The sequence below is a fragment of the Ruegeria sp. YKSF070 genome, assembly GCF_059612725.1.
Genome location: NZ_JBXWRD010000003.1, coordinates 80,216 through 93,313 on the forward strand (window position 1 = coordinate 80,216; position 13,098 = coordinate 93,313).

Here is a 13,098-nt window from a genome sequence, read left to right on the forward strand (position 1 = left end):
TGTCCGATTGGGGCTGTGCGCGCGGGGGTCAATACCCCAGCGCGCAGCCATCCTTGCGTGGGTCGCTTGCGGCCTCCAGCACGCCGTCTGGGCGGATGCGAATAGCCTGTGCGCCGCCCAGCGGTACCTCGGGTGTCACGATCTTGTGCCCCTTGTCGGCCAGCGTCTGGCGCACCGCCGCTGCGTATCCGCGTTCCAGCTTCAACTCGCCTGCATCGGCAAAGGCGCGGGGCGCATCCATGGCGGTTTGCAGGTCCATCCCGAAGTCGACCAGGTTCGAGACGAAGCGCGCATGACCTGACGGTTGAAAGGCACCACCCATCACGCCGAACGGGGTCAAGATATCTGCCCCCTCGCGCAGCATGCCCGGAATGATGGTGTGCATGGGGCGCTTGCCGCCGGCCATCTCGTTCGGGTGCCCCGGCTCCAGCGAGAAACCCGCCCCGCGATTTTGCAGCAGAATTCCGAATTTCTCGGAGGCAATGCCAGACCCGAAACCGTGAAAGATGGAATAGATCAGCGACACCGCCATACGGTCGCGGTCAACGACGGTGATATAGATCGTGTCCTTGTGCACCGCCTCGGTCAGGGGTGCGGCAGCGGCCATGGCGCGGGTCGGGTCGATCAGTGCCGCCAGACGCGCTGCCGTTTCCGGGGCCAGCATGTGATCCAGCCGGTCGGTTTGGTCGGGATCGGCCAGGAACCGGTTGCGCGCGTCATAGGCCAGCTTGGCGGCCTCTGCCTCGATATGGATGCGGTCGGCGCCCAGCGGGTCCATCGCTGCGATGTCGAAATGCGACAGGATGTTGAGCAGCAGGATCGCCGTGGCGCCTTGGCCGTTGGGCGGATGCTCGACCAGTTCGGCCGATTTGTAGGGGCCGGAAACGGGTTTGGTCGGGGTGCAGGTCGTGGCCGAGAAATCTTCGGCCCGGTGCGGACCACCCAGGGCGTTCAGTGCCGCCAGCATGTCCTCGGCCACCTCGCCGGTATAGAACCCGTCGCGCCCGTGGCGGGCGATGCGGCGCAGCACCTCGGCCTGACCGGGGGCGGCAAAGATCTGGCCTGTCACCGGCGCGCGCCCGTCCACCAGATAGTGTTTGCGGGCCGCGCCCTGCAGGATGCCTGCATCCCGTGCCCAGTCGAACGCCACGCGCGGGGCCACCGGAACGCCGCGCTCGGCATATTCGATGGCGGGTTGCAAAAGGGTGTCGAGGCTCAGCTTGCCCTCGGTTTCGGCCAGATGGCAGAAGGCGTCGATGGCGCCGGGAATGGTGACCGCATGGGGGCTGCGAAGCGGTACCCGATCCAGTCCCTGATCGCGCAAGGCAGCGGCGTTGGCCCCGGCCGCAGCGCGACCCGAGCCGTTCAGGGCGCGGATCTGGTCCTCGCCAGGACGGGTATACAGCACGAAACAGTCGCCGCCGATGCCGGTCATCTGTGGTTCACAGATGCCCAGCACAAGACCCGCCGCCAGCGCCGCATCCATAGCATTGCCACCCCGTCGGAGCAGATCGACCGCCACCTGGGCGGCCAGTGGGTGCGATGTGGCGCACATTCCCTCGGTGGCGAAAACCTGGGATCGTCCCGGCATGTGAAAATCGCGCATTGCGGTGTCTCCCTCGTGTTTTCGCGACACTAGGCGGCGAGCACAGGAAATCAATCCGTTGTTCCGTATGAACGGGCGCGACAGGCTGAGAAACCGGCAATGTCCTGGGGGAGGGTAGTCCTCGGCGCCGCGCACTGGGTGGGGGCTGTAACGCGCAACGCCGAGGGAAGCCATATGCAGCTACAGGTTCGTTTCTGACCTGCCATTGCGGCATGAGTTCGGAGTCAATAAGGCAAGATTGTGTCGCGCCAGAGTTTGTTCACGAAATCTGCGGGAGGTCGAACCGCAGGGACAGCAGATTGCTGTTCTTGCGTCGTTCATATCGAATTTCGCTGACCAATTGGCGGATCAGAAACCAGCCAAAGCCCCCTTCGGGCAGATCGGCTAAGTCGGTCTCGACACTGGCGGGCTCACCCTTGGGCAACTGTCCGTCGGGTAGCGGGCGGCCGTGGTCCGAAATACGGATCAGCAGTTTGTCGTTGCGTATCTGGCACCGGATGCGGACCTGACCCGGTTCGACGTCGGCATAGGCATGTTCGACCACATTGTTGATCGCTTCGGCCAGCGCGATTTCCACATCCCCGGCCCGGTCCTCGGACAGGCCGCGCTGGCGCAGCTGGGTCGCAACCGCGCGAATCCCCTCTCGCGCCTCCATCTCGGTGGCTCGGAAATTCAGGGCAAACCCTTGCCGATCCGCGTTGAATTGCACGGTGCCAGCCTCCCCGGCGGGTTAATTCGGGTGTACCGCAAGCGCGTCGTCGAGCGTTGCGAACAGATTGAACACGGTATCCATGCGGGTCAGGCGAAACACCTTGTCCACGACCGGGGTAAGCCCGGCGAGGTCCAGCCGCCGGTTGCCGCCGAGTTGCTTCATCGAAGCGACAATCGCGCCCAGCCCGCTCGAATCGATGAACGTGACCTGCGACAGGTCGAGAATCACGCGATCGGGTCCCGCTTCGGTTTCGCTGCGCATGTCCTCCTTGAACTGGATCGCCATGGCGGCGTCTATTCGCTCCACATTCACGGTGATCACCCGTGTGTCACCGTCGACGGTGCTGGTCAGACTCATACTCCCACTCCTCGGGTGGCTACTTTTCGCCGCACGAGGGTAGACGGCAATTCTTACCATTCGGTATTCAGGCACAGAGCTTTCCTCAGGAGGACAGGATGAAAGAAGTTGTCATCGCCGGTGCCGCGCGCACACCGATGGGCGGGTTTCAGGGCATGTATGACGGTGTCAGTGCCGCCGAACTGGGCGGCGCCGCGATTCGCGCCGCGCTGGCCGGGGCAGGGGCCGCCACCGTGGACGAGGTGCTGATGGGCTGCGTCCTGCCCGCCGGTCAGGGACAGGCCCCCGCGCGCCAGGCAGGTTTTGCCGGCGGCCTGGGTGAAGAGGTGCCTGCCACCACGCTCAACAAGATGTGCGGCTCGGGCATGAAGGCGGCAATGATCGCCTTTGACCAGATCGCGCTGGGCCATACCGACACAATGATTGCGGGCGGGATGGAGAGCATGTCGAATGCGCCCTACCTGCTGCCCAAGATGCGCGGCGGCGCCCGCATCGGCCATGGTCAGGTGATCGACCACATGTTCCTCGACGGGTTGGAGGACGCCTATGATAAAGGCCGCCTGATGGGCACCTTTGCCGAGGATTGCGCCGAGCATTACCAGTTCACCCGCGAGGCGCAGGACGACTATGCGCTGCGCTCGCTGCAAAACGCGCTGGATGCGCAGGCCTCGGGCGCCTTCGACGGCGAGATTGCCGCCGTTACCGTCAAGACCCGCAAGGGCGAGGTGGTGACCGATGCCGACGAACAACCCAAAAGCGCCCGGCCCGACAAGATCCCGACGCTGAAACCCGCCTTCCGCAAGGATGGCACCGTGACCGCGGCCAATGCCTCGTCGATCTCGGACGGTGCCGCCGCCCTGGTGCTGGCCTCGGCCGAGGCCGCCGCCGCCCAGGGCCTGACCGTGCGCGCCCGCATCCTGGGGCATGCCAGCCATGCCCAGGCGCCGGGCTGGTTCACCACCGCCCCGGTTCCGGCCGCCAAGAAGCTGCTCGCCAATATCGGCTGGAGCGTCGAGGATGTGGACCTGTGGGAAGTGAACGAGGCCTTCGCCGTGGTGCCGATGGCCTTCATGCATGAAATGGGCCTGTCCCGCGACAAGGTGAACGTCAACGGCGGCGCCTGCGCGCTGGGTCACCCGATCGGCGCATCGGGCGCACGGATCATGGTGACGCTGCTCAATGCGTTGGAAAAGCGCGGGCTGAAGCGTGGCGTTGCCGCGATCTGCATCGGCGGCGGCGAAGGCACCGCCATCGCCATCGAGCGGGTCTGACCCTTTGGAAACGTGGCGCGCCGGAGCGATCCGGCGCGTTCCTCAGATCTCGGCGCGGCGCATCAACGCAAGCGACCCGGCAACCCCGATCATCGCCAGCCCGCAGAACCGGCCCAGCCGCTGCCCCGCCACGCGTCCGCCCTGGTGCCGCGAACAGGCGCCAACAGCGGCATAAAGGCTCATCACCAGCAGATCGGTCGCCACGAAGAGCGCCGCCAACACCAGATATTGCCGGGTCGCAGGCTGGCTGGGGTCAATGAACTGCGGCAGCAGAGCCGCAAAGAACAGATAGCCCTTGGGGTTGGTCACCGCGACCAGAAAGCTGCGGCGAAACACTGTTGCGGCCGGCTCCTGCGGGGCGCTCTCCGTCGCGCCGGGCGGCGGCGCCCCTCGTATCAGCCGGAACCCGAGATAGGCGAGATAGGCCACGCCCGCCCATTTCACCAAACCGAACAGCAGGGCCGAGGCACTCAGAACCGCCCCCAGGCCCAGCGCCGCCGCCGTGATCAGCAGGATGTCCGACAGGGCCGCTCCTGCGATCCCGGGCGCCGCGCCGCGCATGCCGCCCCGCGCCCCGTTGCCCAGTGCCAGCAAAACGGTCGGCCCGGGGGTGGCGATGGCGGCCAAGGCGGTCAGGACGAAACCGACAAGCATCAGGTCCATCAGCTCAGACCCCTTGCCGCGACATCGCAGGGAACAGGCGCACCAACACCGTGATCGCGGCCAGCTGCGCGGCGATCACGGCGGGCCAGATCAGCGGGAACTGCGGGTCGAGGTATTTCTGCGGCCCAAACGAGACCAGCGCACCCAAAACGGCGAGCAAGGCCATCACCCGCCCGGCGCGGCTCTCTCCCAGCACAATCGCCGCAACCGCCGCCGAGACCGAGACGCCGATGAACGGCCCGATGCCAAAGAGCGGCGTTGCAACGGGCGGGTGCGGCGGCACCCCGGCATAAAGCGAAAACAGCATGATCAGCTGCAACAGGATCAGTACCACAAGGGCAGCAAGGCGGGGGCGGTCGGTCTGGGTCATGTCTGTCTCCTGAACTCGGTGTCATCGAAAAGCGTAATCATGATTACGGTTGCCTGTATCCGTAATCATGATTACGGTCAGCGTCAAGCGAAAGGAAACCCGATGAAGGACGACAGCCGCGCGGAGCGCCAGCAGCAGATCGAGGAAGCGGCCTATGCCCTGCTCGAACAAAAGGGCTATGCGGGTACCTCGATGCAGGGCATCGCGCGGCTCGCGCGCGCCTCGAACGAGACGCTCTACAGCTGGTATGGCGACAAACAGGGCCTGTTTCGGGCGCTGGTGATCCGCAACGCGGCCGAGGTGCGCGCGCAGCTGGAGGCCGATCTGGCCGCCGCCCGCCCGCCCCGCGATACGTTGCATGCGCTCGGGCCACGGCTCTTGATGCTGTTGCTGGGCGACCGGGCGGTGGCGCTGAACCGTGCCGCTGCCGCCGACCCGAGCGGCGAGCTGGGCGCACTGATTGGCCAATCGGGGCGCGACAGCGTGATGCCGCTGATTGTGCAGGTGCTAAAGGCGGCGCGGGGCGAGGGCCTGCTGCGCTTCGACGATGCCGGGGCGGCGGCGGGTCTTTACCTCGATCTGCTGGTGGGCGACCAGCAGATCCGCCGAGTGATTGGCCGCCTGCCCGCCCCGTCCGATGCCGCGTGCCAGGCGCGCGGCGCGGCAGCGGTCACGCATCTGTGCCGCCTGCTGGGCTGACCCACGCCTTGCTTTTGTCCTTTGTCCGCGCGATAGGCTAGTTTCAAGCCAGACCCAGCGGAGCCTTGTCATGACCGTTGACTACAACACCCTCGCCAAGACCATCGCCGCCCTGACCGAGGGCGAGACCGATCCGGTGGCGCTGATGGCGACGGTTACCTGCGAGGTTCATCATGCGGACGACCGCTTCAACTGGACCGGCTTTTACCGGGTGACAGAGCCCGGTGTGCTCAAGATCGGCCCCTATCAGGGCGGTCACGGTTGTTTGCGCATCCCCTTTGACAAGGGCGTCTGCGGGGCCGCGGCGCGGACCGGAGAGGTGCAACTGGTCCCCGATGTGGATGCGTTTCCCGGCCATATCGCCTGCGCCTCTTCCACCCGGTCGGAACTGGTACTGCCGGTGTTTGACCGGTCCGGCGCGCTGATCTCGGTGTTCGATATCGACAGCGATCTGCCGGATGCTTTTACGGTCGCGGATGCCGAAGCGCTGGGGGCAATTCTAGAGCAGGTCTTTGCCCAGTAGGATCACCAGGGCGGTGATCTGAAACAGCACGATGGACCACAGCCAGCGGCCAAAAGGCTGCTTGTGGGTCTTGTGCCGAAACAGCCAACGCGACAACAGCGCCGCCGGGCTGCCGCCAAGGGCGGACAACCATAGCAGCAGATGCTCGGGCACCCGGCCACGGTTCCACCGCGCACAGAGCTTGTCCCAGGCGAACAGAGCCACCGTCAGCCCATTGAGGACCCAGAGATAGAGGATCGCGTTCCACATGCGCGGGTCATAGCGTTTGCCCGGTTAGAGATGCAAGAACCCGGGGCAAAAGGGGGCTCTGCCCCCGCCGCCGCAAGCGGCGACTCCCCCGGAGTATTTGCTGCAAAGTGAAGCGGTGTTCTGGTGGTTCGTGAAAATTGTGTTGAGAATTTCACGAGAATCGCGTCATCATGAAATTCGATGGAACTTTTTCACGAAGCGTGGGAGGCGCCGGTGAATACGCAAGCCCCGTCCAGCGCGACGCTTGGCGCCGATCTGCGCGCCCTGCGCAAGGCGCGCGGCCTGACGTTGAGCGAAATCGCGGCACGGCTGGGGCGGTCTGTCGGCTGGCTGAGCCAGGTGGAGCGCGACATGTCCGAACCTTCGATCTCGGACCTGCGCCAGATCGCAGGCTGTTTGGGCGTGCCGATGTCGATGCTGTTTGCGCACGCTGCCGCGCCCTCGGACGAGCTGGGCTATGTGGTTCGGGCAGGCGCGCGGCGACCCATGGGCTCGGGCGAGGAAGGTCTGATCGAAGAACTGCTGTCGCCGGATCTGACCGACGATTTCGAGATGGTGCATTCCACCTTTGCGCCGCACTCGCGGATGCAGACCCCGGCCAACCGCCCGACGCAAGAGGTGGGCTATGTGATGTCCGGGCGACTGGAGCTGACCATCGGCGGACGCCAGTTCTCGGTCGGGCCGGGCGACAGTTTCCGCATCCGCCACGAACCCTATCAATGGGCCAATCCCCATGACGAGCCCGCCGTGGCCGTCTGGGTGATTGCTCCGCCGGTCTATTAAGGAGATGACGATGATAACTGGCTCGTGCCTGTGCGGCGACATCCGCTACACGACCAAGGCCGAGCCCCAGGGCGCCTCGATGTGCCATTGCGGCCAGTGCCGACGGCAATCGGGTGGCGTCTGGTCCTCGGCCTTTGTGCCCGAGACAGCACTGGCCATCACCGGCCCGGTCAGCTGGTTTGCCGCCAGCGACAGCGCCAAGCGGGGGTTCTGCGCCTGTTGCGGCTCTTTCCTGTTCTGGAAAGCGCATGACGAAGACACGATCAGCTTTTCGCTTGGATCGGTCGATGGCCCCACCGGCCTGCGCCTGAGCAAGCACATCTTTGTCGCCGACAAGGGCGACTATTACGACATCGCGGACGATGCGCCGCACAAGGACTAGGGAGTGAACATGTCCGATTTTCCCAACAAGGCCCGCGTGGTCATCATCGGCGGCGGTGTGGTGGGGGTGTCCTCGCTCTATCACCTGGCCAAGAAGGGCTGGACCGACTGCGTTCTGCTGGAAAAGAACGAGCTGACCGCGGGCTCTACCTGGCATGCGGCCGGCAACGTGCCGACCTTTTCGACCTCGTGGTCGATCATGAACATGCAGCGCTATTCGACCGAGCTTTACAGCCGTCTGGGCGCCGAGGTCGATTATCCGATGAACTATCACCAGACCGGTTCGATCCGGCTGGCGCATACTCGCGAGCGGATGCAGGAGTTCGAGCGCGCCTGCGCCATGGGCCGCTATCAGGGCATCGGGATGGAGATTCTGACGCCCGAGCAGGCGAAGGAACGCTATCCGTTCCTGGAGACCCATGATCTGGAAGGCGCGCTCTATGATCCCTCCGACGGGGATATCGACCCCGCGCAGCTGACCCAGGCACTGGCCAAGGGTGCGCGCGACATGGGCGCCAGGATCCTCCGCTTCTGCCCTGCCACCGGCGTCACCCAGCAGGATGACGGCAGCTGGATCGTGCATACCGACAAGGGCGATATCGCCTGTGACTATGTGGTCAACGCCGCAGGTTATTATGCCCAGCGGGTGGGCGAATGGTTCAAACCCTATGGCGGCCGTACCGTGCCGATGATGGTGATGAGCCACCAGTATCTGCTGACCGAACAGATCCCGGAACTGGAGGCCTGGTCCAAGGAGAACGGTCGCAAGCTGCCGCTCTTGCGCGACGTGGACGTGTCCTATTACCTGCGGCAGGAAAAGAACGGCATCAATATCGGCCCCTACGAGCCCAACTGCCGCGCCCATTGGGATGTGGACAGCGACCCGATGCCCGACGATTTCAGCTTCCAGCTCTGGTCCGACGATCTGGACCGGATCGCGGATATCGTCGCCGACGCGATGGAACGCGTGCCGGTGACCGCCACCGCCGGTGTCAGCCGCATCATCAATGGCCCGATCCCCTATGCCCCCGATGGATTGCCGCTGATCGGCCCGATGCCGGGCGTGAAGAACGCCTTCGAGGCCTGCGTGTTCACCTTCGGCATCGCCCAGGGCGGCGGCGCGGGCAAGGTGCTGGCGGAATGGATCGTCGATGGCCAGACCGAATGGGACATGTGGTCCTGCGATCCGCGCCGCTATACCGATTACACCGATCACGACTACTGCGTGCAAAAGGGGATGGAGGTCTATGGCAACGAATATGCCATGCACTTCCCCTGGCATCGCTGGCCTGCCGCACCCGACAAGAAGGTGTCGCCGGTGCATGACCGGGTCAAGGCGCAGGGCGGCGTCATGGGTGTCTATAACGGCTGGGAACGCGCCAACTGGTTCGCGCAGCCGGGTGATGACACCTCCGAGGGCAGCACCCACACCTGGGGCCGCTCCGGCCCGTGGGAGCAGCGGATCAAGGAGGAATGCGAGGCCGTGCGCGACCATTGCGGCGTGCTCGACCTGCCCGGCTTCTCGCGCTTTCTAGTCAAGGGGGCAGGTGCCGCCGAGGCGCTGCGCGGCCTGATCACCGGCGGCCTGCCCAAGGTCGGGCGGATGAACCTCGTCTACATCTCCGAAAGCCGCGGCCGCATCCTGACCGAAATGTCCTGCATCCGTCTGGGTGAGGACGAGTTCGTGATGATCACGGCGGCCACCGCGCAATGGCACGACCGAGACATCCTCTTGGGCGCCATGCCCGCCGGAGTCACGGTCGAGGATGTGACCACCACCCGCGACACGCTGATCGTCACCGGCCCGAAATCGCGCGAGATCCTCGCCGGGCTGTCCGATGCCGACCTGTCGCAGGGCTGGCTGACGCATCAGGCCGCCACCGTCGCTGGCCAGCCCGCCTTCCTGATCCGGGTCTCTTTTGCCGGGGAACTGGGATGGGAGGTGCACGCGCTCAACGAACACATGCCCGCGATCTACGACGCGATCCTTGCCGCCGGGGCAAAACCCTTCGGCATGTGGGCGCTCAATTCCCTGCGCGTGGAAAAAGGCTATCGCGCGTGGAAGGGCGATCTTTCCACCGACTACTCCCTGCTCGAAGGCGGGTTGGAGCGTTTCGTCAAGCTCGACAAGCCGCAGGATTTCCCGGGCAAGGCCGCGATCCTGGCCGAGAAACAGCGCGGGGTGAAGAAAAGCTTTGTCACCCTGCTGGTCGAGGCCCGGGATTGCGACGCGCCCTATATGTCCTGCCTCTGGCATGACGGGCAAATCGTGGGCGAGACCACCTCGGGCGCCTGGGGTTATCGCATCAACGCCAGCGTGGCGCTGGGCATGGTGCGCGCCGATCTGGCGGTGCCGGGCACCGAACTGGAGGTCGAGATCTACGGTGAGAAATGCCGCGCCGTGGTGCAGCCCGACGCACCGCTCTGGGATCCGGAGAACGAGCGGCTGCGCGCATGACGATCCCCGCCACCATGTCCGGCGTCTTGCTGACCCGCCACGGCGGGCCAGAGGCGCTGGCGTGGTGCGATGACATTCCGGTCCCGGCCCCCGGGCCGGGGCAGGTGCTGGTCCGGGTGCTGGCCGCCGGGGTCAACAACACCGATATCAACACGCGGATCGGCTGGTACTCCTCGGATGTGACCGGCGCCACCGACAGCGGCGAGACGGGCGAGGCGGGCGGCTGGGCCGGGGCGCTCAGCTTCCCCCGCATCCAGGGCGGCGACCTCTGCGGGCGCATCGTGGCGCTGGGCGCGGGCGTGACCGGCTGGACCACCGGCCAGCGCGTCACCTGCCAGATCAATCTGCCGCGTCCGGCACCCGACAACCCGTTTGGCTTCGTGGCCCTCGGCTCGGAACTGGACGGCGCCTTTGCCGAATACTGCCTGCTTGATGCGGATGACCTCTTCGACGTCACCGCCTCCCCCCTCTCGGACATCGAAATCGCCGCCATGCCCTGTGCCTATGGCACCGCGTGGAACCTGCTGGCGCGCTGCGGCGTGGGGCCAGGCGATACGGTGCTGATCACCGGCGCCTCGGGCGGCGTCGGGCTCGCCGCCGTGCAACTGGCCGCGCATCTGGGGGCCACCGTTACCGCGATGACCGCGCCCGCCAAGGCCGAGGCCGTCACCGCCGCCGGGGCAGCCGCTATCCTGAACCGCGACGAAACCCCTCCACCCGCCCAATTCGACCGGGTGATCGACGTGGTCGGCGGCCCGATCTGGCCCGACCTGATCCGCGCCCTGAAACCCGGTGGGCACTACGCTGTCTCGGGCGCCATCGCCGGGCCGATGGTCAGTGCCGACCTGCGCCAGATCTACCTGCCCGACATCACCATCCACGGCGCCACCTACCAGCCGCGCGAGATCTTTGCGGACCTGATCGCCCTGATCAACGCAGGCGCCATCCGCCCGCTGGTATCTGCCACCTACCCCCTCCACCAGATCGCCGAGGCACAGGCCGAATTCATGACCAAACGCCTGCCCGGCAAGATCGTCCTCATCCCCCCACAGGAGCACCCATGACCGACATCACCCTGCTTGATGGCTCCATCGGCCAGGAACTTGTCAAACGCGCGGGCAAGCGCCCGACGCCGCTCTGGTCCACCTCTGTCATGCTCGAGGCGCCCGATCACGTCGGCGCCGTGCATCGCGACTATTTCGACGCGGGCGCCACCATCGCCACCACCAACACCTATGCGGTGCTGCGCGACCGGCTGGAACCCGCCGGGATCGGCGACCAGTTCGAGACGTTGATCGACACCGCGCTGAGACAGGCCGAAACCGCCCGCGCCGCGCATGGATCGGGCCGCATCGCGGGCGCGCTGGGGCCGCTCGGCGCCTCTTACCGCCCCGACATCTGCCCCCCGCCAGAAGAGGCCGAGGCGCTCTATGCCGACAGCGTGCGCGCGATGAACGACCGGGTCGACCTGTTCCTGATTGAAACCGCCGCCTCGGTCGCCCAGGCCGAGGGCGCGTTGAGGGGTGCATCCCTTGGCACCAAACCCGTCTGGCTCTCGGTCACCGTGATGGACGACGACGGCAGCCGCCTGCGCTCTGGCGAAGGGGTGGGCGAGCTGGCCGCCATCATCGCCCAGTACCAGCCGCAGGCGGTGCTGGTGAACTGCTCCCGCCCCGAAGCGGTGGCTGCCGCGCTCGACATCATCGCAGGCTTTGGCCTGCCCTTTGGCGCCTATGCCAACGGTTTCACCCGCATCACCGAGGCCTTCCTCGAATCCCGTCCCACGGTCGAGGCGCTGACCGCCCGCGTCGACCTGACGCCCGAGGCCTATGCCGATTTCGCCATGCGCTGGGTCGATCAGGGCGCGACCATCGTCGGCGGCTGTTGCGAGGTCGGCCCCGCCCATATCGCGCATCTGGCCCAGCGGCTCCGCGCCGCCGGGCACAGCATCGTCTGAGGACCCCCGCCATGACGGCCAAACGCAACCTGCGTCTGGTGAACCCGGACAAGAAGACCTGGCAATTCGATGTGCTCGTCGCCCCCGGCTTTGTGCTGACCGAACTGGCGGGCCTTGTCGATGTGCTGCGCATCGCCAACCGGGTCTGCCCCAATCCGCCCTTTGCCTTCACCTACCGTTCCCTGCGCGGCGGCCTGATCGAAAGCAGCAGCGGCGCCGTGGTCGCGACCGAGCGGGTGCCAAGCCAACCGCAGGCCGACTACCTCTTTGTCATCGGCAACACCGACCCCGACCAGCCCGACCTGTCGCTGGGCCGGGTGGTGCAGGACTATACCTTTCGCGGCGCACAGGTGTTCCTGCTGGCCGAGGCCGCGAGCCGCTATATCAACGAACGCGGCAGCGCTGATCTGGCTACCCATTGGGAGAACGCGGCCTTTCTGCGCGAACGCGGCGCGCGTTTCGACGCGCGCTTTTCCATCGCCACACAGCGGGGTCCGGTGATCACCTGCGCCGGTATGGGGGCCACGGTCGACGTGGCGCTTTCGGTCATCGGACGGCACATCTCGGGTCCGGCCAAGATGACCGTGGCCGACATCATGCTGCACGAACACATCCGCGATTTTGGCGCGATGCAGCCGGTTTCCGGCCTCAAGACCAGCGCCACCGGCGACGATGCGCTCGACCAGTGTGTCAAGATCATGCAGGCCAATATCGAAGAGCCCCTGCCGATCAACGAGATCGTCGCCGCCCTGGCCCTCTCGAACCGCTCGCTGGAACGCAAGTTCAAGACCTATCTCGGCACCACGCCCAACAATTTCTACCGCGAGATGCGGCTGGCCAAGGCCAATACCCTGCTTCTCAACACCACGCTCAGCGTCCGCGAGATTGGCCTCGCCTGCGGTTTCCCCAACGGCTTCTCGGCGGTCTACAAAAGCTTCTACGGCATTACTCCCTTTGCCCTCAGGCGACAGAAACGAGCCGTCGCGCAGCGGTGATTTTTGCAAGTCGCGTGACGTTTTTGATGGATTTCCTGTCGCCCTCCCGTGGCATTCTCGGGCAAATTCCAAGA

At 65.7% G+C, this 13,098-nt stretch carries 15 protein-coding genes; 9 read left to right on the forward strand and 6 right to left on the reverse strand.

What is annotated here, in order from left to right:
- Positions 1-28 precede the first annotated feature (28 nt).
- The 3 genes from AC2FL1_RS02425 to AC2FL1_RS02435 form a co-directional block, all read right to left on the reverse strand.
- Positions 29-1,606: a gamma-glutamyltransferase family protein gene (locus AC2FL1_RS02425; RefSeq protein WP_496875866.1), complete on the reverse strand. Its 1,578-nt coding sequence runs from the start codon at positions 1,604-1,606 to the stop codon at positions 29-31.
- A 259-nt stretch (positions 1,607-1,865) separates the two neighbouring features.
- Entirely contained in the window at positions 1,866-2,315 is a 450-nt protein-coding gene (locus AC2FL1_RS02430) for an ATP-binding protein (RefSeq protein ID WP_496875867.1), read from the reverse strand.
- A gap of 21 nt (positions 2,316-2,336) precedes the next feature.
- Entirely contained in the window at positions 2,337-2,675 is a 339-nt protein-coding gene (locus tag AC2FL1_RS02435) for an STAS domain-containing protein (RefSeq protein ID WP_496875868.1), read from the reverse strand.
- Positions 2,676-2,773: 98 nt separating this feature from the next.
- Between AC2FL1_RS02435 and AC2FL1_RS02440 the strand changes: the two genes are divergently transcribed.
- Positions 2,774-3,946: an acetyl-CoA C-acyltransferase gene (locus AC2FL1_RS02440; protein ID WP_496826609.1), complete on the forward strand. Its 1,173-nt coding sequence runs from the start codon at positions 2,774-2,776 to the stop codon at positions 3,944-3,946.
- Between the two features lie 42 nt (positions 3,947-3,988).
- Here the strand turns inward: AC2FL1_RS02440 and AC2FL1_RS02445 are convergent, their stop codons facing one another.
- Together AC2FL1_RS02445 and AC2FL1_RS02450 are read right to left on the reverse strand one after the other, a co-directional pair.
- The gene (locus AC2FL1_RS02445) at positions 3,989-4,609 is read right to left on the reverse strand and encodes a LysE family translocator (protein ID WP_496875869.1); all 621 of its coding nucleotides are present in this window, start codon (positions 4,607-4,609) and stop codon (positions 3,989-3,991) included.
- Positions 4,610-4,613: 4 nt separating this feature from the next.
- Entirely contained in the window at positions 4,614-4,979 is a 366-nt protein-coding gene (locus tag AC2FL1_RS02450) for a hypothetical protein (protein WP_496826605.1), read from the reverse strand.
- 102 nt (positions 4,980-5,081) lie between these two features.
- On the opposite strand from AC2FL1_RS02450, the gene AC2FL1_RS02455 reads away from it, so the two are divergent.
- Positions 5,082-5,678, forward strand: a complete 597-nt coding sequence (locus AC2FL1_RS02455; RefSeq protein ID WP_496826603.1) for a TetR/AcrR family transcriptional regulator — start codon at positions 5,082-5,084, stop codon at positions 5,676-5,678.
- A 70-nt stretch (positions 5,679-5,748) separates the two neighbouring features.
- Positions 5,749-6,201, forward strand: coding sequence for a GAF domain-containing protein (locus AC2FL1_RS02460; RefSeq protein ID WP_496875870.1), 453 nt, complete (start codon positions 5,749-5,751; stop codon positions 6,199-6,201).
- On the opposite strand, the gene AC2FL1_RS02465 is transcribed toward AC2FL1_RS02460, so the two are convergent.
- A complete protein-coding gene (locus AC2FL1_RS02465; protein ID WP_496875871.1) occupies positions 6,178-6,450 on the reverse strand; it encodes a DUF1294 domain-containing protein in 273 nt (90 codons plus the stop codon). The two genes, AC2FL1_RS02460 and AC2FL1_RS02465, sit on opposite strands and share 24 nt — an antisense overlap.
- A 180-nt stretch (positions 6,451-6,630) precedes the next feature.
- Here AC2FL1_RS02465 and AC2FL1_RS02470 point away from each other — a divergent pair, with 180 nt between their 5' ends.
- From AC2FL1_RS02470 to AC2FL1_RS02495, 6 genes are read left to right on the forward strand one after another with little or no spacing between them, the layout of a single operon-like run.
- A complete protein-coding gene (locus AC2FL1_RS02470; RefSeq protein ID WP_496875872.1) occupies positions 6,631-7,233 on the forward strand; it encodes a helix-turn-helix domain-containing protein in 603 nt (200 codons plus the stop codon).
- A gap of 10 nt (positions 7,234-7,243) precedes the next feature.
- Positions 7,244-7,615, forward strand: coding sequence for a GFA family protein (locus tag AC2FL1_RS02475; protein ID WP_496875873.1), 372 nt, complete (start codon positions 7,244-7,246; stop codon positions 7,613-7,615).
- Between the two features lie 9 nt (positions 7,616-7,624).
- Positions 7,625-10,072 (forward strand): GcvT family protein, encoded by a 2,448-nt coding sequence (locus AC2FL1_RS02480; protein ID WP_496875874.1) that lies wholly within the window; start codon positions 7,625-7,627, stop codon positions 10,070-10,072.
- The gene (locus AC2FL1_RS02485; protein WP_496875875.1) at positions 10,069-11,136 is read left to right on the forward strand and encodes an alcohol dehydrogenase family protein; all 1,068 of its coding nucleotides are present in this window, start codon (positions 10,069-10,071) and stop codon (positions 11,134-11,136) included. The genes AC2FL1_RS02480 and AC2FL1_RS02485 overlap by 4 nt, the downstream gene beginning before the upstream one ends.
- On the forward strand, positions 11,133-12,029 hold the full coding sequence (locus AC2FL1_RS02490) for a homocysteine S-methyltransferase family protein (protein ID WP_496875876.1): 897 nt from the start codon (positions 11,133-11,135) through the stop codon (positions 12,027-12,029). The genes AC2FL1_RS02485 and AC2FL1_RS02490 overlap by 4 nt, the downstream gene beginning before the upstream one ends.
- 11 nt (positions 12,030-12,040) lie before the next feature.
- Positions 12,041-13,024 (forward strand): GlxA family transcriptional regulator, encoded by a 984-nt coding sequence (locus tag AC2FL1_RS02495; protein ID WP_496826587.1) that lies wholly within the window; start codon positions 12,041-12,043, stop codon positions 13,022-13,024.
- The last annotated feature ends 74 nt before the right edge of the window (positions 13,025-13,098 follow it).

Coding starts and splice junctions, on each gene's coding strand:
- AC2FL1_RS02425 (WP_496875866.1), bottom strand. CDS start 1,606: ATGCGCGATTTTCACATGCCGGGACGATCCCAGGTTTTCGCCACCGAG.
- AC2FL1_RS02435 (WP_496875868.1), bottom strand. CDS start 2,675: ATGAGTCTGACCAGCACCGTCGACGGTGACACACGGGTGATCACCGTG.
- AC2FL1_RS02440 (WP_496826609.1), top strand. CDS start 2,774: ATGAAAGAAGTTGTCATCGCCGGTGCCGCGCGCACACCGATGGGCGGG.
- AC2FL1_RS02445 (WP_496875869.1), bottom strand. CDS start 4,609: ATGGACCTGATGCTTGTCGGTTTCGTCCTGACCGCCTTGGCCGCCATC.
- AC2FL1_RS02450 (WP_496826605.1), bottom strand. CDS start 4,979: ATGACCCAGACCGACCGCCCCCGCCTTGCTGCCCTTGTGGTACTGATC.
- AC2FL1_RS02455 (WP_496826603.1), top strand. CDS start 5,082: ATGAAGGACGACAGCCGCGCGGAGCGCCAGCAGCAGATCGAGGAAGCG.
- AC2FL1_RS02460 (WP_496875870.1), top strand. CDS start 5,749: ATGACCGTTGACTACAACACCCTCGCCAAGACCATCGCCGCCCTGACC.
- AC2FL1_RS02465 (WP_496875871.1), bottom strand. CDS start 6,450: ATGTGGAACGCGATCCTCTATCTCTGGGTCCTCAATGGGCTGACGGTG.
- AC2FL1_RS02470 (WP_496875872.1), top strand. CDS start 6,631: ATGGAACTTTTTCACGAAGCGTGGGAGGCGCCGGTGAATACGCAAGCC.
- AC2FL1_RS02475 (WP_496875873.1), top strand. CDS start 7,244: ATGATAACTGGCTCGTGCCTGTGCGGCGACATCCGCTACACGACCAAG.
- AC2FL1_RS02480 (WP_496875874.1), top strand. CDS start 7,625: ATGTCCGATTTTCCCAACAAGGCCCGCGTGGTCATCATCGGCGGCGGT.
- AC2FL1_RS02485 (WP_496875875.1), top strand. CDS start 10,069: ATGACGATCCCCGCCACCATGTCCGGCGTCTTGCTGACCCGCCACGGC.
- AC2FL1_RS02490 (WP_496875876.1), top strand. CDS start 11,133: ATGACCGACATCACCCTGCTTGATGGCTCCATCGGCCAGGAACTTGTC.
- AC2FL1_RS02495 (WP_496826587.1), top strand. CDS start 12,041: ATGACGGCCAAACGCAACCTGCGTCTGGTGAACCCGGACAAGAAGACC.